This is a genomic window from Halomonas shengliensis (genome assembly GCF_900104135.1).
In the GTDB taxonomy this organism is placed as follows: domain Bacteria; phylum Pseudomonadota; class Gammaproteobacteria; order Pseudomonadales; family Halomonadaceae; genus Halomonas; species Halomonas shengliensis.
The window spans coordinates 199,053-221,458 of record NZ_FNIV01000002.1 but is presented as its reverse complement, the minus strand read 5'-3'; the positions used below and the strand labels follow the sequence as shown (position 1 = coordinate 221,458).

The 22,406-nt window shown below is 69.7% G+C and carries 16 protein-coding genes and 1 tRNA gene; 11 read left to right on the top strand and 6 right to left on the bottom strand.

Annotated elements, in window-relative coordinates; translation table 11 throughout:
- Window positions 1-90 precede the first annotated feature (90 nt).
- A complete protein-coding gene (locus tag BLP95_RS03615; protein WP_089677063.1) occupies window positions 91-1,086 on the top strand; it encodes an OmpA/MotB family protein in 996 nt (331 codons plus the stop codon).
- Between the two features lie 9 nt (window positions 1,087-1,095).
- Here the strand turns inward: BLP95_RS03615 and BLP95_RS03610 are convergent, their stop codons facing one another.
- Window positions 1,096-1,644 (bottom strand): FlgO family outer membrane protein, encoded by a 549-nt coding sequence (locus tag BLP95_RS03610; RefSeq protein ID WP_089677062.1) that lies wholly within the window; start codon window positions 1,642-1,644, stop codon window positions 1,096-1,098.
- Window positions 1,645-1,791: 147 nt separating this feature from the next.
- On the opposite strand from BLP95_RS03610, the gene BLP95_RS03605 reads away from it, so the two are divergent.
- Window positions 1,792-2,748 (top strand): tripartite tricarboxylate transporter substrate binding protein, encoded by a 957-nt coding sequence (locus tag BLP95_RS03605; RefSeq protein WP_089677061.1) that lies wholly within the window; start codon window positions 1,792-1,794, stop codon window positions 2,746-2,748.
- Window positions 2,749-2,753: 5 nt separating this feature from the next.
- Here the strand turns inward: BLP95_RS03605 and BLP95_RS03600 are convergent, their stop codons facing one another.
- A complete protein-coding gene (locus BLP95_RS03600) occupies window positions 2,754-3,518 on the bottom strand; it encodes a putative metalloprotease CJM1_0395 family protein (protein WP_089677060.1) in 765 nt (254 codons plus the stop codon).
- An 88-nt stretch (window positions 3,519-3,606) separates the two neighbouring features.
- On the opposite strand from BLP95_RS03600, the gene BLP95_RS03595 reads away from it, so the two are divergent.
- The 4 genes from BLP95_RS03595 to BLP95_RS03580 all read left to right on the top strand — a co-directional run bounded on the left by BLP95_RS03595 (window position 3,607) and on the right by BLP95_RS03580 (window position 10,933).
- A complete protein-coding gene (locus BLP95_RS03595) occupies window positions 3,607-3,828 on the top strand; it encodes a DUF2835 domain-containing protein (protein WP_089677059.1) in 222 nt (73 codons plus the stop codon).
- Between the two features lie 215 nt (window positions 3,829-4,043).
- Window positions 4,044-4,925, top strand: a complete 882-nt coding sequence (locus BLP95_RS03590) for an ABC transporter substrate-binding protein (protein ID WP_176760219.1) — start codon at window positions 4,044-4,046, stop codon at window positions 4,923-4,925.
- Window positions 4,922-6,832 (top strand): diguanylate cyclase domain-containing protein, encoded by a 1,911-nt coding sequence (locus BLP95_RS03585; protein WP_089677057.1) that lies wholly within the window; start codon window positions 4,922-4,924, stop codon window positions 6,830-6,832. The genes BLP95_RS03590 and BLP95_RS03585 overlap by 4 nt, the downstream gene beginning before the upstream one ends.
- Before the next feature lie 126 nt (window positions 6,833-6,958).
- The gene (locus tag BLP95_RS03580) at window positions 6,959-10,933 is read left to right on the top strand and encodes an EAL domain-containing protein (protein WP_245678669.1); all 3,975 of its coding nucleotides are present in this window, start codon (window positions 6,959-6,961) and stop codon (window positions 10,931-10,933) included.
- A gap of 141 nt (window positions 10,934-11,074) precedes the next feature.
- On the opposite strand, the gene BLP95_RS03575 is transcribed toward BLP95_RS03580, so the two are convergent.
- Window positions 11,075-11,151 (bottom strand) — tRNA-Met (locus BLP95_RS03575).
- Window positions 11,152-11,336: 185 nt separating this feature from the next.
- Between BLP95_RS03575 and phbB the strand changes: the two genes are divergently transcribed.
- Window positions 11,337-12,083, top strand: a complete 747-nt coding sequence (phbB, locus tag BLP95_RS03570; RefSeq protein WP_023005486.1) for an acetoacetyl-CoA reductase — start codon at window positions 11,337-11,339, stop codon at window positions 12,081-12,083.
- Window positions 12,084-12,178: 95 nt separating this feature from the next.
- Here phbB and BLP95_RS03565 read toward each other — a convergent pair whose 3' ends face one another.
- Window positions 12,179-14,965 (bottom strand): DUF349 domain-containing protein, encoded by a 2,787-nt coding sequence (locus BLP95_RS03565; protein WP_089677056.1) that lies wholly within the window; start codon window positions 14,963-14,965, stop codon window positions 12,179-12,181.
- 245 nt (window positions 14,966-15,210) lie between these two features.
- On the opposite strand from BLP95_RS03565, the gene minC reads away from it, so the two are divergent.
- The 4 genes from minC to sbcB all read left to right on the top strand — a co-directional run bounded on the left by minC (window position 15,211) and on the right by sbcB (window position 18,675).
- On the top strand, window positions 15,211-15,972 hold the full coding sequence (gene minC, locus BLP95_RS03560; RefSeq protein WP_089677055.1) for a septum site-determining protein MinC: 762 nt from the start codon (window positions 15,211-15,213) through the stop codon (window positions 15,970-15,972).
- Window positions 15,973-16,025: 53 nt separating this feature from the next.
- Entirely contained in the window at window positions 16,026-16,844 is an 819-nt protein-coding gene (minD, locus tag BLP95_RS03555; RefSeq protein ID WP_023005489.1) for a septum site-determining protein MinD, read from the top strand.
- Window positions 16,841-17,101, top strand: coding sequence for a cell division topological specificity factor MinE (gene minE, locus BLP95_RS03550; RefSeq protein ID WP_023005490.1), 261 nt, complete (start codon window positions 16,841-16,843; stop codon window positions 17,099-17,101). Before minD ends, minE begins: the two co-directional genes overlap by 4 nt.
- 83 nt (window positions 17,102-17,184) lie before the next feature.
- Window positions 17,185-18,675, top strand: coding sequence for an exodeoxyribonuclease I (gene sbcB / locus BLP95_RS03545; protein ID WP_089677054.1), 1,491 nt, complete (start codon window positions 17,185-17,187; stop codon window positions 18,673-18,675).
- 159 nt (window positions 18,676-18,834) lie between these two features.
- On the opposite strand, the gene BLP95_RS03540 is transcribed toward sbcB, so the two are convergent.
- Window positions 18,835-21,687: an insulinase family protein gene (locus tag BLP95_RS03540; protein WP_089677053.1), complete on the bottom strand. Its 2,853-nt coding sequence runs from the start codon at window positions 21,685-21,687 to the stop codon at window positions 18,835-18,837.
- Window positions 21,688-21,714: 27 nt separating this feature from the next.
- Window positions 21,715-22,389, bottom strand: coding sequence for an SOS response-associated peptidase (locus BLP95_RS03535; RefSeq protein ID WP_089677052.1), 675 nt, complete (start codon window positions 22,387-22,389; stop codon window positions 21,715-21,717).
- Between the last annotated feature and the right edge of the window lie 17 nt (window positions 22,390-22,406).

Below are 22,406 nucleotides of genomic sequence, written 5' to 3'. Positions count from 1 at the left end.
GACAGGACTTGAGCGCGCCATGGCCTCGCCGTATGGTGGCGGTCTTTCCGTCCCTCCCCGCCGATACGCCCAGCAAGGAACCGAGCCAGCATGATCGATGAGCACCGCGGACGCGGTCGGCACGACATCCTGATGGCGCCGGCCCCGCCGGAAGACGATACGGGGGGCTGGATGATCAGCTATGTCGACGTCATGACGCTGCTGGTGGTCCTGCTGGTGCTGGTCATCGCCCTGGGGCGCATCGGCGTGGGGCCGGGGCGGGTCGCTTCCGAGTCGGCCTCGCCCGAGGTCGGTCACGTGGAGCGCGTGCCCAGGTTCGCCATCCCGCTGCCATCGCCGCTGCGCGAGGCGACCCAAAGGCGCTCGGCGCTGGTCGGGTCGTCCGCGGCGGCGCCGTCGGATCGGCTGATGCCCGCGGCGATCTCGGTCGCGCTCGGCGTGGCGGGGCTGCCGAGGCGCGTGTCGCCGCCCCCCTTCCTGTTGGCACGCCCATCACCCAACGTTGCGCCCGATGCTCAGACACCACCCTCGATCGTGCTACCCAGCGGCCTGGATCTCTCCGCGCCCTTGGCCGACACCCTGCTGATTCTCACCGACAACCCGCCGGGGGGCTTTCAGGAGGTGGACGAGGAGGCCGTCAGCGGGGCGCGTTTCGTCGCCGAGTCGATCCGCCAGGCGCCCTACCTGCCGGACCTGGAGGGGATGGAGGTATCGCGTATTCCCGAGGGGGTGCGGCTGCGCCTGCAGGATCGTCTGCTGTTCGACACCGCCGAGGCGAAGCTGACCGAGGAAGGCCAAGCGCTGGTGGCAGGGCGACTGCGTGAGCTGGTCGCGCGCCATGCCGGGGAGGTATCGGTGGAGGGGCACTCGGACAGCCGGCCCATCAGCACCGAGCGCTTCCCTTCCAACTGGGCGCTCTCCAGCGCCCGTGCGATCGCCATCGTCGAGGCCCTGGTGGCCGCAGGCGTCGAGCCGTCGCGGCTGCGCGCCGTGGGGCTGGCGGATACCCGCCCCCTGGCGAGCAACGACAGCGAGGCGGGCAGGGCCCGCAACCGTCGCGTCGAGATCACCATCCAGGCGCGGTGAGTGTTTCCGTCACCGCTGACGGAGCAGGCGCCTCAGGTCATCGTCGAGCACCAGGCTCAGGCGGGCGCTGGCGAGTATCGACGCGTCGGCAACCGCGACGACGCGCAGGGTGACGTAAAGGCGGTGTTCGCCCTGGGCATAGGTGCCCAGCAGCAAGGCGTCGGCATCGCTCAGCGTCGGGCGTTGCAGCACCCGCTGTCGGGGCGATGATAGCCCATCGACGTAGCGCAGCACCCCGGCCCCTTCCAGCAGCACCTCGCGGGTCGCCACCCCGCCCTCGGCCAGGGCCGCAAGCGTCGCCTCGGCGGCCAGGCGCCCGAAGGTGCTGGTGACCTCAGGGGCCTCCAGGTCGATCAGGCTGGCGGCGACGACCACGGGATCGCTCTCTTCGAGAGCGGGAAAGCTCGCAAGCATCCCGCCGGCGGCATCCCCCAGCGACTCCTCCAGGGTAGGGGCGGGCGGCGCGTTGTGCAGGGCACCGGCATGGTTGGCGCACCCCGCTAGGCCGAGCGCCAGGACCAGGCAGCCGAGGAGAAGGGCGTGACGCAGTGGGGGCATGGCGGTATCTCTCCCGTCATTTCAAGGTAAGGGTGGCAGGGCAAGGGTTGAGGATGCTGTCGGCGGATGGCCTGCGAACTTGAGCGCTTGCTTTACACGCCCGCGGGCATAAGTCTGTGAGTTCCGGTTCGATACGAGGAAGTCGCCATGCCCGGATGGAGAGGGCTTCGCTGGGTGCTTGGGTGCTGGCTTTTGGCTCTGGCCCTCGGCGCCGTCGCCCAGACCAGCGATCCTGGCCTGCGGCTGGTGGTGCCCTTCGGCCCGGGTGGCGCCAGCGACGTGCTCTTTCGTGAGGTGGGACGGGCGCTGGAGCGCGAGCTGGGCACGTCGATCCGTTACGACAATCAGCCGGGTCATAGCGGGATGCGCGGCGCGCTGCTGGTGAAGGAGGCGCCCCCGGACGGTCGCACCCTGCTCGGCAGCCACCAGACCCTGATCCTGGCTCACCTCAGCGGGCGCTCGTCGCTCTCCCATGAGGCGTTCACGCCGGTGGCCCTGCTGACGCGGACGGTGAATATTCCGGCGGCACGTCGCCAGGCGGGAGTGGCCTCGGCGGCGGAGTTGGTCGCTCGTCTGCAGGCAGAGGACGCCTCGCTCAGGGTCGGGATGATCCCCGACTCCACCGATGCCTTCTTCTGGCGGCAGTTCCTTCAGGCGGCGGGGCTGTCGCAGGAGGCGCTGACCTGGGTCGGCTATCCCGATACCGGCTCCCAGGTGGCGGCCTTGCTGGGCGGCGAGATCGACCTGGCCATGCTCAATCTGCCTGCCGGCAGGCGGCTCTTCGATCACGGGGCCCTGGTGCCGCTAGGGGTGGCGGATGAGCGGCGACTGTCGGCACTGCCTGAGGTGCCGACCCTGCGTGAGCAGGGGATCGATGTCGTCAACACCACCGACCGCGGCCTGTTCGCGCCACCGAGCACTCCGCGCGAGGCACTGGATCTCTGGCTCGGCGCCCTACGCCGAGTGCTGTCGCACCCGGGCCTCGTTCACCGTCTGGAGCGCGAGCATGGTACGCGGGTCGACTTTCGTGGCCCCGACGCCTATGCCGACTACCTGAGGGGCCAGGCGAGGAGCCTGGCGTCTCGCCTCGACGAAGCGCCGTAGCGGTGCTAGGCCAGGCTGCGCAGGGCCTCCTGGGCGCCGCTGCTGACGGTGCGCGCGATGATGTCGTAGCGACTGAGGGCCAGGTCGGCAGGTGCATGGCCGGCATCGATGCGGTCGCTGGCCTCGACCGATGAGCCCCGTGGCTCGTTGCTCTCATCCGGGGTGGGGGCAGCGCGCTTCTCACCGGCGGCGGCCCCTTCGCGGGCGCCGTTCATCTCGCTCTGCTGCTGCGCCAGCTCCAGCTGGGCCGCCATCATGTAGCCGCGGGCACGGGCGGCGACCTGATGATCCTTGGGTGACGGGTCGGCGGGAGCCAGGGCGGCGGCGATCACCTGCTGCATCTTGTCCATCGTAGCCCGTGGGTCGCCCTGCACGGGGCCATAGTCGATGGGTACCTCGCCGGCGACCACGTAGCGGTTGCCGTCCGGGCCGCGCTCGAAGGAGTAGCTGGGTGCTCCGGTATAGGCGCCGCCAGCGACCTGGTGGGCCAGTTCGTGGCGGCGGATCTCCTGGTCGGTGACCTTCATCTGTTCGACCTGGCGCAGCTCCGCCTCGCTCAAGGCCTCGCCATTCGGCTTGGTGGCCGCTTCGCCCTCGGTGGGGCGGCGCGTGCGTTCGGCATCGAGGGCCTGGGCGCTCTGCTCGGTGGCGTTACCGGCGCTGTTGCCGGCAGTGGCCTGCGCCGGGTCGGACGTCGGCTGGGAGGGCTGGAGCTGGGGTTGTGCTCCGGCGTGCAGGGGCACCGGGCCTACTACCGTTGTCGCGAACATGAGTCACCTCGGCGATGGCGCCCGCTGGCCGGGCCATGTTTCTGGTAGAGTATTGCCAAGCCCAGCCCCTGCCGCAACCCACCCTGCCATGCCCAGCATCGATGTGGTCATCGAACTCAGCTACGAGGCCTGCCTGGCCCACTACGAAGGCCGGGTCGGCCAGGTGCATACCCGCAGCCTCGACGGACGTCGCGTGGTGTTTCCCGCCGAGGCGCTGCGCCGTGTGGTGACGCGGGATGGCGTTCACGGCACCTTCCGGTTGACCTTCAGCGACACCGGTCGCCTCAGCGCCATCCGGCGGCTGGGGTGATTCCCGTCTGGCGTGATCCCGCCTTGTGTTGAGCGAGGTCAAGGCTTACAAGACCTTCGGCGTGGGCTTATATACACCGCGTAAGTCGCCTGGCATGCTGCCTGGCCAATCCCCGATTTCGACGCCTTGCCATGCACCGTCGCGATGTCCTCTCCCTGCTGGGGTGTCTGATGGCGGCACCCGCCGGGCTGGTGGGGTGTCGGCCGAATCGCGCGATGACGATCGGTCTGCACCCCTGGCCCGGTTACGAGCCACTCTATCTGGCCCAGGCGTTCGGCTGGGTACCGTCCTCCGTTCGCCTGGTGGAAGGGCGCAACGCGGGTGACTCCCTGCGTGGGCTCGAGGACGGTTCCCTCGACGGGGCGGCGTTGACCCTGGACGAACTCATCAAGGTGCGGGCCGCCGGACTGCCGCTGCAGGCGGTACTGGTGTTCAACGACTCGGTGGGGGCGGACCAGGTGATGGCGCGCGAGCCGATCGCCACGCTCGGCGACCTCGAGGGTGCCCGGATCGCCGTGGAGCAGACCGCCGTGGGTAGCCTGGTACTCGCCAAGCTGCTCGAAGCGGCGACGCTGTCGCCCGCCGAGGTCACCCTGGTGGATATTCCGCCCGATCGGCAGGTGGCGGCATGGCAACAGGGCGAGATCGATGTCGCCGTGACCTATGAGCCTACCGCCAGCCGCCTGGCGCGGCTGGGGGCCGGGCTCCTCTACGACAGCAGCGAGTTTCCCGAGCTGATCCTTGACGTGCTGGCGGTCAGGGAGGATCGCCTGAGCTGGCGCGATGGGCCGCTCACCGCCCTGGTGGCGTCCCACTTCCGTGGGCTTTCCCATCTGCGCATGTTTCGCGAGGATGCCTTCCGGCGCATCGGTGCCTGGCGCGGCCTCTCCTTCGAGGAAGTGAGGGCCTCCTATGCGGGCATGGAACTGCCCAACGTGGCCACCAACCATCGCTACCTGGCGCCGGAGGGGGGCGTCACCAAGGCGGCGGAGAAGTTGGTCGACATCATGCGGACCTGGTCACTGCTGGAGGGGCCGGTCAGCCTCGAGGGCCTGGTGCGCAGTGACTTCCTGCCAACCCGCGCGGTGATGCCATGAGCCGCCGCTGGCTTCTGACCCTTGTGGCCTGGCTGATGCCGGCTGCCGCCTCGGCGGGTCATGACCTGACCTTGGGGGTCTTCGCCTATCGCCCCGTGGAGGTGATGGAGACGCGCTATCGGCCCCTCGCCGACTATCTCGGCGAGGTGACCCCCCATGCCAGCGTCGAACTGCGGGTGCTCACCCTGGACGAGATCGACCAGGCCATCGCCCACCGGCAGCTGGACCTGCTGATGACCAATCCGGCGCACTTCATGGGGCTGCGCAGTCGCAACAGCCTGACCGGCGCCCTGGCGACCCTGATCAGCCGTGAGCAGGGGGAGGCAGTGACGGCGCTGGGCGGCGTTATCCTGGCGCGCGCCGAGGAGGGGGCGCCACCCAGCCTCCAGGAGGTGGCCGGCCTGCGCATCGGTATCCCGGGCAAACGGTTCCTGGGGGGCTATCAGGTCCACGCCTACGAGCTGCACCAGGCGGGTGTGCCACTCGATGACCATGCCGGGCTGGTCGAACTGGGGAGCCATGATGCGGTGGTCGCGGCCTTGCTGGAAGGGCATGTCGACGTGGGTTTCGTGCGCACCGGCATCATCGAGCGCATGCAGGCGGAGGGCCGGCTTGACGCTTCTCAACTCAAGGTAATTCATCCGCAGCGCTTCGCCGGCTTCCCCTACGCGGTCTCGACACGTCTCTACCCCGAGTGGCCCTTCATCGCCCTGCCGCATGTGCCGGCCGAGACCGTGCGTCAGGTGGCGGTGGCGCTCTTCTCGCTGTCACCGGAGCACCCGGCCGCCCAGGCGGCACTTCTGGCAGGCTTCGCGCCTCCCCAGGACTACCTGCCGGTGGAGAACCTGGCGCGCACCTTGAGGCTACCGCCCTTCGAACAGGTGCCGGTCTTCACCTGGCGCGATGTGGTGCATCGGTTCCGTCCCGCGCTGCTGGTGGCCGTCGGCTCCGCCCTGGTGGTGGCGCTGCTGCTGCTGCTCCTAGCGCGCAGCAATCGTCAGCTGAAGACTCAGCACCGTCGTCTGCGATTGGCGGCGAGCGTCTTCACCCACTCCCATGAGGGCATCATGATTACCTCGCCGGGTGGCACCGTGGTGGATGTCAATCGCGCCTTCGAGCGTATCACCGGCTACCCGAGCGAGGAGGTACTGGGACACAGCGCTCTGATGCTGGCCGCACAGGACCATGGCAACGACTTCCTGTTACAGATGCGACAGGTGCTGATGGAGCAGGGGCACTGGGAAGGGGAGATGGAAGGGCGCTGCCGTGACGGCACCATCAAGCCGCTGCGCCTTACCCTGAGCCCGGTGCTCGATCCTTACGGCCAGGTGCAGCGCTACGTCGGCCTGCTGGTGGATATCACCCAGCTGAAGCGGCACCAGCGTGAGCTGCAGCAGGCGGCACAGCACGATGCCCTGACCGGGTTGCCTAATCGCCTGCTGCTCTCCGACCGGCTGCGCCAGGCCCAGGCCCAGGCCGAGCGGCGTGAGACCTGGCTGGGTCTGGTCTTCATCGATCTCGACGGCTTCAAGGCGGTCAACGACTCGCTGGGACACGATGTCGGAGACCAGCTGCTGGTGGCCCTCTCGGCACGCATGGGGGGCGTGCTGCGCGCCTACGACACCCTGGCGCGCCTGGGCGGGGACGAGTTCGTCGCGGTGCTGGTCGATCTGGCCACGCCCGAGGAGGGGGAGCTGGCGGCCAGGCGTCTCCTGAAGAGCATCGATGCCCCTCTGGAACTGGTCGGCGAACGGGTTCAGGTGTCGGCCAGCCTGGGGCTCGCCTGCTACCTGCCTGGTTCGGGCAGTGAAGAGGTGGATGCCGACCAGTTGCTGCGTCAGGCGGATCAGGCCATGTACGAAGCCAAGCGTCGTGGCAAGAATCGGCTGCATCGCGTCACCCTGTGACCCGGGGTTGACCCCATCCCGGGTGCCACCCTCATGACCGCCTGCGGCTAATGGAGGAGGGCGCGGTGTGGCGTTGCGGGGCGAGTCGTTGCACCATCGACGCAAACAATGACAAGGACGTGAAGCATGCCCTTCAAGACCCGTGACCTTGCCCTGGACACCTGGCTGATGATGGTGTCGGCCACCTGCATGTTGATGGGCCTGGCCGCCTTGCTGGCCAGCGTCGCGACGGTCGCGGGGCAGGTGCTGCTGGCCGTGGATGCCGCGGTGGCGGCACTCGCCGCCGGCCTGGGGCTGCTGGGCACGCTGCTTCGTCAGCCCCGACTGCGGGGTGGTGCCGGCATCCTGCTGGGGATGGTGGCGCTCTTCACGGTGCTACATAACGGGCTGGTAGGTGACGCGGCGTCAGCCGCCTGGGGATGGCAAGGCAGCAGCCTTAGTTCACTTGGGGCGTCGTTGCTCCTGGTGATATCGCTGTGCCTGATGCTGGGCAGTTCGCTGCGGGTGTTGAGGCGCCTGTGGCGTCTGGTCGGGGCACTGCTGGTCGGCATCGGAGCGCTGCTGCTGGGGTGGCTCCCGGGTGCCAGCGAGGTGACCGCTATCGACCGTGAGGCCTCCTCACCGCTGGTGGTGGCGCTCTTTGCGCTGCTGTTCGGGGCGGCCATGCTGGCGGCGAGCCTGCGTTCCATGGCCGGCACCCCGCCGCTGGGTCGCACGGCCATCGTCGCCTGCCTGCTGGGGGTAGGCATCAGCAGCGCTGCCTGGTACCTGCTCAGCTGGCAGCAGCAGGCGCGTGAGAACGCGCGGGCCGAGTTCGTGTTCGATAATATCCGGCTCAATGCCGAGCAAGTGATGAGCTCTCGTCTGCAGCTGCTTCGACGGCTGGCCGAGCGTCTCAATGCCGCCCCGAGCGGACTCGACCGGGGAGTGATCGACCAGGACCTCGCCGGCCAGCTGCGTGACCTGCCCAGCGCCCGCGCCTTCGGTCTGCTAGATGTCGATGGCAACTGGCGGTGGACGCGAGGACGGGACCTGCCGGATGAGTCCTGGCTCTCTCGGCAGGTACGGCAGGCCGACGTGCAGGAGTGGATCCGGCTGCCCTTTCCGCAGCCGCGGATGATGGTGCCGGATCTCGAGCGCCCCATGCTGGCCCTGGTGGTGATCGCTGTACCGCGTCATGGGCAGCAGCTGCTCGCCGTGATGGACATGGCCACCTTGCTTGAGCGCGAGCTACGCGTTCCACTGGGCGAGTTTCAGGTGGCGCTGCGTCGCCAGGGCGACCCGGTGCTTCAGCTGGCTGCCCCGGGGGTTACCCCGCAGCCATTGGCGCAGTCGCCGCGCCTGGTGGCCCGCCATGTCGGGCTTCCGGGAGGGCTGATGATCAGCCCCTCGATTCACCCGGCTACCCGGTCACCCTGGCCACGTGCGGTAGGCATGCCGGCCTTAATCGGCCTGGGGGGACTGACGCTGAGCTACTTGCTGGCACTTAGCCTGGGGCTGGTGCGGCTGAGCGCCGAGCGCTCGCGGGACCTCGACCGTTCGCGCCGCCACCTGCTGCAGCAGCAGGAAATCCAGGCCCGGATCGTGGAGGAGGCGCCGCTCGAGGAGTCGCTTGAGGCCGTCTGCGGCATGCTGGAGGAACAGCTGCCCGGCCGGCTCTGTTCCATCATGCTGGCCGACCGCGAGGAGGGATATCTTCGCCTGGCGGCTGGGCGCAGCCTGCCCGCGGCCTACCGCCACAGGATCCGGCGAATTCTCATCGGCCAGGGCATCGGTGCCTGCGGTAGCGCGGCCCACCGGCGTGAGGTGGTGGTGTGCGATGACCTGCCCAATGACCCCGCCTGGCAGGGCTATCATGAGTTGGTCAAGGAGCATGCGCTGATCGCCTGCTGGTCCTACCCCATTATTTCCAGTGATACCCGGCTGCTGGGCACCTTCGCGGTCTACTCGCGGTATCATGCCCGGCCCACTCCGTTGGAGCTCGAGCAGATGCGCCAGGCGGTGGATATCGTCGCCCTGGCAGTCGAGCGTGATCAGGATCGTCACTCCCTGCGCGAGAGTGAGCAGCGGTACCGTTCGCTGTTCGCCTATCACCCCGATGCGGTCTTCTCGCTGGACCTGCAGGGACGTTTCGCCACCGCCAACCCACACTGCGCGTCGGTGACCGGTTTCGCGCTCGAGGAGATCCTTGGTGGCCACTTCTCCCGCTTCGTGCAGGCCGACGACCTGGCGCGCATCCAATCTCACTTCGAGCGCTCCCTGCGCGGTGAGCCGTGTCGCTACGAGCTGGAGGTGCTTAATCGTGACGGAGAGCCCCGGCGCCTGGACATGACCAACCTTCCCATCGTGGTGGAGGAGCGCATCCAGGGGGTCTACGGCATCGCCAAGGATGTCACCGAGCGCCAGGAGAACGAGGTGCGCCTGCGCATCCTGGAGCGCGGCATCGAGGCCAGCGTCAATGGTGTGGTGATCGCCGATGCGTGCCGCCCGGACATGCCGATGACCTATGTCAACGCCGCCTTCCTGGCGATGACCGGGTATCGGCGCGACGAGGTGCTGGGGCGTAACTGCCGTTTCCTGCAGGGGCCCGATACCGACCCCCAGGCACTGCAGCAGCTGCGAGACCAGCTTGCCGCCGAACAGGAGGTGCACGTCACCCTGCGCAACTACCGCAAGGATGGCGAGGCATTCTGGAACGACCTGTATATCTCGCCCATCCTCGATGACGCCGGTCAGGTCACCCACTACGTGGGTATTCAGCACGACATCTCCGAACACAAGGCCTACGAAGCGCAGCTGGCCTACCATGCCAGTCACGATGCGCTGACGGGGCTCGGCAATCGCGCCATGCTGGAGGACCGGCTGGCCCATGACCTGGCGCTGGCGGCGCGCCAAGGGACTCGCCTGGGGGTGATGTTCATCGACCTCGACGAGTTCAAGCCGATTAACGACAGCCTGGGGCATGCCATCGGTGATCGCCTGCTCCAGCAACTGGCACGGCGGCTGGCGCAGGTGCTGCGCCGTGGCGACACCTTGGCGCGCTTCGGGGGTGACGAGTTCGTGATCCTGCTCAATGGCCTCAAGGAGGAGGTGCAGGCCCTGGAGGTGGCCGAGCGGCTGCTGGAGCTGGTGGCGCGCCCCTACCGGATCGAGGGGCACGAGCTGCACCTGACCGCCAGCATCGGTATCGCCGTCAGCGCCGATGACGGCACGCCCCCCATGGAGCTGATCCAGCAGGCCGACATGGCCATGTATCGCGCCAAGCAGCATGGGCGCAATGCCTACCAGTGGTTCACGCCCGAGATCACAGCGCGGGTCGGCGAACGGGTGGCGCTGCGTAACGAGCTGCAGGACGCCATCGAGACTGACGCCTTCGAGCTTCACTACCAGCCGCTTTTCGGCCGTGATGGCGAGGTCGTCGGGATGGAGGCCCTGCTGCGCTGGCACCACCCCAAGCGGGGAGACATCTCGCCGGCGACCTTCATCCCCTTCGCCGAGCAGACCGGTCAGATCATGCCGATCAGCCGCTGGGTGCTGTCGCGGGCCTGCCGGGACATGGAGGCGCTGCGTCGCGAAGGCCTGACCTCGCTGGGGGTGTCGGTGAACCTCTCCCCGCTGCAGTTCCATCGCGGCAACTTCCTCACCACCCTGCGCGAGACACTGCGAGAGACCGGGCTGCCGCCCGGTCAATTGACTCTGGAGCTTACCGAGGGTGTGCTGATGAACGATACCGAGAGCGCCATCGACACCCTCGATGCGCTGCGGGGGATGGGCATTCGCGTGGCCATCGATGACTTCGGCACCGGCTACTCGAGCCTCAGCTACCTGAAGAACCTGCCCATCGACACGGTGAAGATCGATCGCAGCTTCATCCACGAGATCGAACGCAATGAGCGCGACTCTGCTATTACCCTCGGCATCGTTTCCATGGCCCACCACCTGGGGCTCAAGGTGGTGGCCGAAGGGATCGAGACGCCGACCCAGCATCGGTTGGTGAAGGAGCATGGCTGCGACGTCTTCCAAGGGTTCCTGCTCGCTCGGCCGATGCCTCTCGAGCGACTCAGGGCGTTTCTGGATGTCTCGGCCGGGGTGCGCGCATGAAAAAGCCGATTCCTGGAGGGGGCGGCCGCTTTCGATGCTTGGTGGTGGGGGCCGCTGAATGGGAAACGAGAGGAAACCGACGCCTGAGGTCGTCGATAATAAAAAAGCCGACTCCCTGAGGAATCGGCTTCATTCGATGTTTGGTAGCGGGGGCCGGATTCGAACCGACGACCTTCGGGTTATGAGCCCGACGAGCTACCAGGCTGCTCCACCCCGCATCGACGTGGGGCGTATTCTACAGGGTGTTCGCCTTTAGTCAAGCGTGGGCGTCAAACGCTCGTCCCTGGGGCCGCCCTTGGGCCATACTGACCGCGCTGTCATAAAGCTGACAGCTTGACCGAGAACAATGTGGTGCCGGCCGGCAGGGTCGGGACGCAGTGTCATCATCATCAGGGAGGTACACATGGCCAATTCATCTCGCGTCGCCTGGGTAACCGGTGGTACCGGCGGCATCGGCAGCGCGATCTGCCGTTCTCTGGCCGCCGAGGGCTACAAGGTCGTGGCCGGCTATCATAACCCGGAGAAGGCCAAGGCCTGGCTCGAGGAGCAGAAGGCCGCCGGCTTCGACAACATCGACATCGCCGGCATCGACCTGGTCGACTACGACGCCTGCGTGAAGGGCGTCAAGGAGATTGAGGAGAAGCATGGCCCCATCGCCGTGCTGGTCAACTGTGCCGGGATCACCCGTGACGGCACCATGAAGAAGATGAGCCCCGAGCAGTGGCACGAGGTCATCGACACCAACCTCAACAGCGTCTTCAACACCTGCCGCAGCGTGATCGAGAGCATGCTGGAGCAGCAGTACGGCCGCATCATCAACATCTCCTCGATCAACGGCCGCAAGGGCCAGTTCGGGCAGGTGAACTACGCCGCCGCCAAGGCGGGCATGCATGGCCTGACCATGTCCCTGGCCCAAGAGACCGCCACCAAGGGCATCACCGTGAACACGGTCTCGCCGGGCTACATCGCCACCGACATGATCATGCAGATCCCGGAGAAGGTGCGCGAGTCGATCCGCGAGACCATCCCGGTGAAGCGCTATGGCAAGCCCGAGGAGATCGGTCGCCTGGTGGCCTACCTGGCCGACGAGGAGTCGGGCTTCATCACCGGCGCCAACATCGATATCAACGGCGGCCAGTTCATGGGCTGAGGCCTGTCGCCACGGCCCCGCCACGGGCCGTCACGCCAGCGGAGCGCGAGGGAGACCCCCTCGCGCTCCGGTGTTTCGGGGCCCGGTCCCGAGGCTCAGGGCGGGGGGAGCTGCGCCAGGCGTTCGAGCATGCGGTCCAGTTCGACCACCTCGCGCTCCCACAGCCCCGGGGAGACGGGGCCCACCGCCAGCAGCTCGCAGAGCACGCCGCGGACCTCCTCGGCGCGCGACGGCTCGCGGCCGAGGTTCTCGTTGAGCCGCTCGACCTGGATCGCCAGGCGAAGCTGATCGTCGCGCTGGCTGACGCTGCCCACCGCCAGCAGCGAGAGGTGGACGCGAAGGCGCGCTAGCCCCTCCGCCACCGCTTCCGGGTCCGCTGTCTCGAGGCGTGCGGCGTTGCGCCGGGCATGGGCGCGACGCATGTCGTCGCTCAGGGAGAGCTCCTTCGGCAGTGACACCTCGCGGGCTTCGCCGCCCGCAAGCCGTTCGGCGTCGGCCGCGAGGTGCGCCTCCAGCAGCGGGCGCACGGCCTGCCATCCTTCCACCTGTTCGGCCACCGCCAGGCGCTCCAGCCGCTCGCGGCGGGCACGCACGATGCCGGACCAGCGCCGGCGCATGCCCTCGCTGCGGCGCCCGCCGGGCAGCGGCTCCAGGGCGGCGGCCTCGTCGATGGCGCGGGCCAGCACCGCCTCGTCGGCCAGGCGGTTGGGTTGCCAGGCGTCGAGGCGGTCGATCAGCGACTGCATGGCGTCCTGGCGTTCCCGCGCCTGCCTGGCGTGGTCGTCGCGCGCCGCCTCGCGGCTGGCGAAGATGGTGTCGCAGAGGCCGCGGAACTCCCGCCACAGCGCCTGTTCCTCGCCCTTGGGGGCGCGTCCCAGCTCGCGCCAGCGACGCTGCAGGCCCTTGGCCTGCTCGGCCCGACGCGCGGGGGGCATCTCGGCGGAGGCCAGCGTGCGCGCCTCCTCGATCAGGGCCCGCTTGGCCTCGGCGATCTCCCGGGCACGCTGGTCGATCAGCGCCTGGAGCCGGTGGCGAATGCTGCCGAAGCGGCGCCCGATCGCCTCGGCCTGGTCGCGAGGCACCGGCGAGGCGCGGCGCCACTGGTCGCGGGCGCGGTCACGGATCTCGCGCAGGGCATCGGGATCGGCCTCCTGGGCGGGATGGTCGAGCAGGGTCTCGAGCTGTTCGCACAGCGCGGTGCGGGTGGCGAGGTTGGCCTGGCGATCGGCATCCAGCCGCTCGCGCCAGGGGGCCAGGCGTTCGTGGATGCGGTCCGAGGCGGCACGGAAGCGGGTGGACTGGTCGCGGTTGGCGGCGGCATCGCCCAGCGACTTCCACTCCTTGACCAGCTGGCGGTGGCGGCGGTCGAGGGCGCCCTCCACGGCGGCCTCGTCCTCGGCCAGGGCCTCGATGGCACCGACCAGCTGCTCGCGCTTGGGGCCGGCGACGAAGCCGCGCCAGTCGCGCAGCTCGGCGAGTCTTGCGCCGAGGCGCTTGAAGCGGCCCTCCAGTGGCCGGCGTGCGGCCGCGGGGAGCCCTTCCATGTGCTGGCGCAGGCGCTGGTGCAGTCGGCTGGCGGGCTTGAAGGCGCCGCGCTCGAGCAGGTGCTCGAGCTCGTCGAGCTCCTGCTCGAGGCCTTCGGCGGAGGCCGCCTCGTCGGACTTCTGCGGTTCACCTCGCTGGCTCAGGGCCTGGCGGGCGCGGCGCATCAGGGCGGTGGGTGCCAGGCCCTCGGGCCAGGCGATGGCCGTGAGCAGCGAGGCTGCGCGATCATCGTCGCCGTCGGCCAGGGCCCTTTCCAGCTCGCCGGCACGCTGGCTGTGGCGCACCCAGGCCCCGGCGAGGGTCTCGAAGCGTGCCAGAGCGGCGTCGTAGCGGCGGCGCAAGGCCTCGTCGACCAGGTGGCGGTCGGCGAGCTCTTGCCAGCGCTGGGCGAGCAGGCGCTTCTGGGCGCGCAGGCTGTCGATGTCCTGGGCGGTCACCGTCTCGCCGCGCTCCAGCGCCTCGAGCCCCTCCTCCAGGGCTTCCACCAGTCCCTCGCCGGCCTCCCGGGCGTCCTCGCGGTGGCGCTGGGCCGCCTCGCTGGCCCGGGCCTGGGCCTCGTGGTCCTCGATCACCTTGCGGCAGCGCAGGCAGGCATCGTGGTAGCGGCGCTCCTGGCTCGCCTCGGGAGTGTCCTCGAGCTGCTGCCACTCGCGCATCAGGTGGCGCAGCCGGCCGGCATAGAGTGGCTCCCAGGGTGCAGTGGCGTGGCGCTCCAGGTCGCTGAGCAGGGCCTCCCGACGCTCCCGGGCGGCGGCCAGCTCGGCGGCATCGGCGCGGCGCCGGTTGAGGCGCTCCCGGGCCTGGCGCATTACCTGGCGGTCGCGCTTCGCCTCTCGCGCCAGGCGTGCCAGCCCCGCATCGCTCTCGACCCGGGCGGCCGCGGCGTGGCGCACCGCGGCGATGCCGTTGTCGCAGGCCTGGCGCACCAGCGCCGCCTCGTCGTCGAGGCGCGCGATCGCCGCCAGGCGCAGCTGCTGGTTGTCGCCCTCCAGGGCCACCGCCTCGAGCAGGGCGGTGTCGCTGAGCCGCCCCACCATGGCCACCCGGGCAGCGAGCTCCAGGCCGCCCTCGCGGCCACAGATCAGCGCCGTCAGGCGCCGCTCCAGCTCCGCCGAGCGAGTCTCCTCGTCGTCGAGCAGGGCGATCAGCCGCTCGGGGTCCTCCAGCCGTGCCAGGGCGGCGGTGCGCACCCCGGGGTCGGCGTCCCGGGCCAGCCGCTCCAGCGCCTGACGCTGATCGTCGCGGGCAGGGTCGAGACGCTCAAGGGCCTGGCGCCGCACCCCGGGGTCGGGGTGCTGCCAGCGGGGGGCGAAGAGGCGACGGAAGAGTCCGGGCATGGGGCATCCTGGCGAAGGCGGCGCCGCGCGGTGGGCCGCGCGGCCCGAAGCGTTGTTGGTACATTATAAAGGGACTATCTAAGCACGCGCCGCGCCTGGGGAAAAGGCCGTGCCGCGGGGTGCCTGTGGCCAGTCGGCGACACTGACAGCGGCGCGTCGGCGGGCGTATGATGGAGAAGTTGCAGGGGAGCAGGGAGTCGCTTAGCTTTGACTCTACCCTCACCATCCCGACCTGGAGTTCGGCAATGAGTCTCAAACTGGACAGGGAGCGCATGGCCTTCACCTTCAAGGGGGGCATGCTGCCGATGACGGTCATGGAACTGGCCAGCGCCGACCCCGAGCGGATCCGCGAGCAGCTCGCCGGCAAGCTCAGCCAGTCGCCGGCCTTCTTCCAGCATACCCCCGTGGTGCTGAGCGTGGAGAAGCTCGACGAGCCTCACCTCGCGCTGGAGCGCATCTGCGCGGTGTGCCGTGCCCACAAGTTGCTGCCGGTGGCGGTGCGTGGCGGTGCCGACCCGGTCAAGCAGTCGGCTTGGGCCCTGGGCCTGGGCTGGTTCCCGCCCCATGAGGGAGGCCGTGGCCGTGCGCTGGAGAGCGTCGCCGTGGGCGAGCCGGAGGCCACGCCGGACGCGGGCGAGGGTGCCGAGGCCGAGCTCGAGACGCCCCCCGGGGTGACCAGCGGCGGGCGTATCTTCCGCGGCACTGTGCGCTCCGGCCAGCAGATCACCGCGCCGGAGGGCGATCTGGTGGTGGTCGGTTCGGTCAACGCCGGTGCCGAGGTCCTCGCCGCCGGCAGCGTGCACGTCTACGGTGCGCTGCGCGGCCGCGCCCTGGCGGGCATCCACGGCGACCCCCTGGCCAGCATCTTCTGCCGTGAGCTCCATGCCGAGCTGCTCTCGGTGGCCGGCAACTACAAGCGTCTCGAGGACATCGACCGCCGCCTGCTGGGTGCCGCGGTGCAGGTGCGCCTGGACGGAGACCAGCTGGGCATCGCCGCGCTCGCCTGAGTCGGCAAGGTCGATCGCCCGATCCATTTCAACGACACGACAGGAAGCGACTCTTGGCCAAGATCATCGTTGTGACCTCCGGCAAGGGAGGCGTCGGCAAGACAACCAGCGCGGCGGCCATCGCCACCGGCCTGGCGCTGCGCGGCAACAAGACCGTGGTCATCGACTTCGACGTCGGGCTGCGTAACCTCGACCTGATCATGGGCTGCGAGCGGCGTGTGGTCTATGACCTGGTCAACGTCATCCAGGGCGAGGCGGGGCTGAGCCAGGCGCTGATCCGTGACAAGCGGGTGGACAACCTGCATATCCTCCCGGCCTCCCAGACCCGCGACAAGGACGCGCTGACCCTGGAGGGGGTCGAGAAGGTGCTCGATACCCTGAGCAAGGACTTCGACTACATCCTCTGCGACTCCCCGGCGGGCATCGAGCGCGGTGCCCAGCTGGCCATGTACTTCGCCGACGAGGCGATCGTGGTCACCAACCCCGAGGTCTCCTCGGTACGCGACTCCGACCGCATCCTCGGCCTGCTCGCCTCCAAGACCCGGCGCGCCGAGCGCGGCGCGGAGGAGATCAAGGAACACCTGCTGATCACCCGCTACAACCCGCTGCGGGTCGACAGTGGCGACATGCTCAACCTCGATGACATCCGCGAGATCCTGGCCATCGACCTGATCGGTCTGATCCCGGAGTCCGAGGCGGTGCTGCGGGCCTCCAACCAGGGGGTGCCGGTGACCCACGACGGCGATAGCGATGCCGGCCAGGCCTATGCCGACACCGTGTCACGGCTGCTCGGCGAGGACGTGCCCCTGCGCTTCCACGAGTACCAGAAGAAGAGCCTGCTGAGCCGCATGTTCGGAGGAGGTCGTCGGTGAAACTGCTTGAATTCCTGAAGCGAGAGCGCAAGAAGTCCGCGTCGGTCGCCAAGGAGCGGCTGCAGATCATCGTCGCCCACCAGCGCAGCCAACGCGGGCAGCCGGACTACATGCCGATGCTCGAGCGCGAGCTGCTCGAGGTGATCCGGCGCTATGTCGAGGTGGACGATGATGCCATCAACATCAGCCTCGACAGCGAGGACAACTGTTCTGTGCTGGAGCTCAACGTGACCCTGCCCAAGGGCTCGCCGGGCTGAGCCCGGCCGAGCGGTTCGGCTGAGCGCATCGCGGGGCTGTGCTAGGCTGGCCGCCCATGCCGATTGCCGGAGAGACCTAGCCCATGGCGCCGCCCGACGCCCCGCAGAGCTTCCTGTGGCACGACTACGAGACCTTCGGTGCCGACCCGCGGCGGGATCGCCCCGCGCAGTTCGCCGCGATCCGCACCGACGCCGAGTTCAACGAGATCGGCGAGCCCGTCACCTGGTACTGCAAGCCCGCCGACGACTTCCTGCCCCATCCCCAGGCCTGCCTGGTCACCGGCATCACGCCCCAGCAGGCACGGCGTCGCGGGATGCCCGAGGCGGAGTTCGCCGGTCGCATCGAGGCGCTGATGAGCGAGCCGGGCACCTGCTCGGTGGGCTACAACAGCGTGCGCTTCGATGACGAGGTGAGCCGTCACCTCTTCTACCGCAACCTGCTCGACCCCTACGCCCGGGAGTGGCAGAACGGCAACTCCCGCTGGGACCTGATCGACGTGGTGCGTGCCTTCCATGCGCTGCGTCCCGAGGGGCTCGAATGGCCGCGCCGCGAGGATGGTGCCCCCAGCTTCCGCCTCGAGGACCTCACCGCCGCCAACGGCATCGAGCACGCCGGGGCCCATGATGCCCTGGCCGACGTGCGCGCCACCATCGCCTTGGCCCGGCGCCTGCGCGAGGTGAACGCCAACCTCTTCGAGCACCTGCTGGGCATGCGCGGCAAGCGTGCCGTGGGCCGGCTGGTCGATGTGCCGGGACGCAAGCCGCTGCTGCACATCTCGCGGCGTTACCCGGCGAGCCGCGGCTGTGCCGCCCTGGTGATGCCGCTGGCCGAGCACCCCTCCAACCCCAACGGGGTGATCGTCTACGACCTCTCGGTGGACCCGGCGCCGCTGCTGGAGCTCACCGCCGAGCAGATCCGCCAGCGGGTCTTCGTCAGCAACGACGATCTCGCCGAGGGTGTCGAGCGCATCCCCCTCAAGGTGATCCACGTCAACAAGTGCCCGGTGCTCTTCCCGGCCGCGGCCCTCAAGGACGTGACGGGGGAGCGCAAGGGGCAGTACGGCGAGATCGTGGCGCGCCTGGGCTTGGACATGGCCGCCTGCCGCGACCACTGGAAGCGCCTCGCGGGCCATCCCGAGGCGGCGGCGAGGGCCGCCGAGGTGTTCGCCGAGCCGCCCCCCGCGGGGCCGGGGGATCCCGACCTGATGCTCTACTCGGGGGGCTTCTTCTCGCCGGCGGACAAGACCCAGATGCAGCGGGTTCGTGATACCGACCCCTGGGACCTGGTGGGGGCGCGTTTCGCCTTCCAGGACCCGCGGCTGGAGGAGATGCTGTTCCGCTACCGGGCACGCAGCTTCCCCGAGACCCTGGAGGGCGAGGAGCTGGCGCAGTGGGAGGCCTACCGCTGGGCACGCCTCAACGACGCCGAGGTGGCGAGCCTCACCCTCAAGGGCTTCGCCCGGGAGATCGAGCGCCTCAACCGGGTCGAGCTGACCGATCGCGACCGCCAGGTGCTCGAGGAGCTGGTGATGCACGTCGAGGCGATCCTGCCGCCCCAGGCTTTCGATGCTTGAGAATAGAAGAGTTCGGGGCTGAACCGGTGGCAGGTCTTCGAGGAGGCGCTGTGAACCCCTCCCTGGGCGCTACCGACGCCATCCATGGCGTAGGACCTCCTCTTCGACCTGCCCCCGGTGCCCCTTACGCTTCTGTCAAGTGCGCCGCGCGCCTATCCCTCACTTCTTGTCCTCCGGCAGCGGCACCAGGTGCTCGGTCAGCGCCAGCACGTCGTCAGGCGTGTCGCCGGGATCGAAGGCGATCTCGACCGCCGGCGCCGCGCGCAGCGCCTGCCACGCCTGGCGAAGCGCCTCGGGCGTGACCTCGAGCACCCGCTCGGCCAGCCGCTCGCGGCGGTCGAAGGTGGTGTCGCCGTAGGCCAGGGCCCGCCACAGGCGGTCGGTGCGGCCGGAAAGGCTGGTGTCGCGGCGGGTCAGCTCGGCGTGCACCGCCTGGCGGTAGGCGGCCAGGTCCTCCTCCTCAAGCGACCCCAGGGTCGTCTCGAACTCGTCGAGGAAGGCGTCGACGTGCCCGGCGATCGCCTCGCTTGTGGTCTCGGGTGACTGCACCAGCAGGGCCAGGCCGGGGGCGTCCAGCAGCGGCGAGTAGCCGGCGTTGACCACGTAGCCGAGCTGCTGCTCTGTGCGCAGTCGCTGGTAGAAGGGAGTGTCGATCAGCTGCCCCAGCACCGCCAGCCTTGCCTGGCTCTCCAGTGAGCGGTCGGGGCCCTGCAGGTAGCGCAGCAGCACCGACTCCTGGCGCTCGGTATGCGGGGTCAGGGTGGGCAGCTCGGCGGTAACATCCAGCGGTACCAGGTCGGGGATCGCCTCGGCGGGAAGCGTCGGTGAGAGGGCCTCGGCGACGCGCCGGGCGATGGCATCGGCCTGTTCGGCCGCGAGGTTGCCCACCGCCATGGCCTCCAGGCGCAGCTCGCCCAGGAAGGTCTCGCGGAAGGCGCGCAGGTCCTCCGCCGTGAGCCCCTGGCTCGCCTCGAGCAGCGCGGCGCTGGGCCACTGGGGGCGCACCAGCGCCTCCTGGAGGGTGCGGCTCGCCTGGCGGTAGAGCGGGTCCTGGGGGGCGTTGCGCCACTCCCGTTGCAGGCGGTAGCGCACCCGCTCGACGGCCTCGGCGGTGATCTCGCCCCGCTGCAGCTGCTCGATCACCCGCTCCATCACCGCCTCCTGGCGGTCGCGCCAGCCGGAGAAGGCCAGGGTGAGGCCGCGCGCATGGGCGTAGGCCTCTACCCCCTGGCCGGCCAGGCGTGCCGGGTAGAGCGTCTCGTTGAGGCTGTCCTCCAGCCAGCCCGCCAACAGCCGGGCGAGTACCGCCTCGCGGGGTGCCTCGGCGGCCCGGGGGTGCTGCAGGCTGAAGCGCCACTCCACCTTGGGGATGTCGAACTCGGCGTCGGCCTTGTGCCAGAAGGCGAAGCCGTCCTCCTCGAGGCGCCGCTCGGGGTGGGCGTCATGCGCCTCGAGCAGGGTCAGGTCCTCGGCGATATAGGGGTTGGGGCCGGGCAGCGCCAGGCCTGCCAGCGGCTCGGCACCCTCGGCGACCGTGTCCTCGCGCCAGGGGACGTCGAACCAGCGGGTGGTCTGCTCGCCCTCGACGTCCGGGCCGCGGTAGAGACGGATCAGGTTGTCGGGGGTCAGGGCGGCGAGGTAGTCGCGGGTGCGCTCGCGGTCGTAGCCGTCCATGCGGTAGGCGGCGTACTGCACGTCCTCCACCGGGAAGCGGGCCAGGTTCATGGCCAGGCCCATGGCGTCCTGCAGGGGCGAGCCATGCTGCTGGAAGCGGAAGGCCTGCTCGGCCAGGCGCGCCTTCTCCGCGTAGCGCCAGGCCTCGGGACCGGCCGCGCGGATCGCCTCGATGGCGGCGAACAGGCTGGCCTCGATGGCGTCGCGGCGTTCGGCCCCCTCCGGGGTCAGGCTGACGCTGACGCTGAACAGGGCATGCTGGCCGTCGCCCCGGGAGACGCCAGCGGAGAGGCCGTCGGCCCAGCCCGCCTCGCGCAGGACGGCGAGCAGGCTGCCCTCGCCCTCGTGGCCCAGCAGGTGGGCGATCAGGTCGGCGGGCTTGGTGCGGTACTCCGCCTCGGGGTCGGGGATCGGGAAGTGGAAGGCGAGCGCGCGGCTGTCACGCAGAGAGCGCATCGCCACCCGCCGGGGCAGGCTCGACGCCTCGGCCAGCGGCGCCTCGATGGAGGGGCGTGCCAGGCCGCGGTTCTCCACCGCGGCGAAGCGTTCGCCGACCAGCGTCTCGAGCTCATCCAGCGGCTGGGGGGCGACCACCGCCAGGTGCATGACGCCGGCGCCGTAGTGGGACTCGTAGAAGTCGATCACCCGCTGGCGCAGGTTCGGCTCGCCCGCGGGGCGGTCGGCCAGGGTGTCGCGGCTGCCCACCGAGAAGCCGGTATAGGGGTGCTCGGGGTTGAGTTGACGGTCGAGCACGTCGCCTGCCCGGCGTCCCTCGTCGCGGATGCGCGCCATGTACTCGGAGTGCACCACGTTGCGTTCGCTCTCCAGGCGCTCGGCGTTGAACAGCGGGGCGATGAAGAACTGGCTGAAGCGGTCCAGTGCGCCGGCCAGGGCGTCGGGCTCCACGTCGAAGAAGTAGTTGGTGTCGCGTGGCGCGGTGAAGGCGTTGTGGCTGCCGCCGTGGCGGGTGAGATAGCCCTGGTAGGCGTCCGCCTCGGGGTAGGGCTCGGTGCCCAGGAACAGCATGTGCTCGAGGAAGTGGGCCAGGCCGGCGAGATCCGCCGGGTCCTGGGCGCTGCCCACCGAGACGTTGAGCGACACCGCCGCCTTGTCGGCCTCGGGGTCGCTGACCAGCAGGGCGGTCAGGCCGTTCTCCAGGGTCAGAACGCGGTAGTCGCGCTCGTCGTGGGGGCTGACACGCGGCGTGGTGCTCTCGACGACCGCCTCGGCGGGCGCGGCCGTGTCCTGGGACGCCAGGGCCGGTGAGGCCGGGGCCAGCAGGGCGAGCAGCAGGGGCAATAGCCGCCAGCGACGGGCGGCGGGCAGGATGGGCGGCATTCTCTCTCCTTGTGCGGCGATATCGGCTCAGGCGTCGTGGCGCAGCATGGGGCCCACCGGGTGGGCACAGGCGGCGTCCTGGTTGGCCGGATGGTTCACTCGTCTTGATACCGGGAAAGCGCCCAACAGTTCCCTCGGGGCCGGCGTCAGCAGGGCCATGGCCTCCTCCGCCGGGGTCTGCGGGTCGAGCCAGCGATGCGCGGCGGAGGCGGGGATGACCGCCGGCAGGCGGTCGGTGAGGGGCGCCAGCAGCGAGTTGGTCGGCACCGTGATCAGCGCCAGGGAGTCGGTGTGCTCGGCCAGGCTGGTATGGAAGCGGCACCACAGGCCGGCCAGCAGCAGCGGGCCACGGTCGACCCGGGTGACCAGGAAGGGCTGCTTGAAGCGTGGCTGGGGTTTCCAGGCGTAGACTCCCGTCACCGGCACCAGGCAGCGCCGGGCGTGGAAGGCCTCGCGGAACATGGGGCGCTCGGCAAGCGACTCCGCCCGGGCGCAGTGGGGCGCGTGGTCCAGCACCTTGAGCCAGGGCGGGGTGAGGCCCCAGAAGAGGTGGCCCAGGCACGGCGTTCCCGCCTCCAGGCGGATCGCCGAGAGCATCCGTCGCGGTGCCAGGTTGGGGCTTCGCACCAGCGGGGCATCCTCCGCCAGGTCGGGCAGCAGGGCGCGAAGGTCGATCGGGGCGATATGCAGTCGGCCGGCCATGGGGGCTCCGTGCTCAG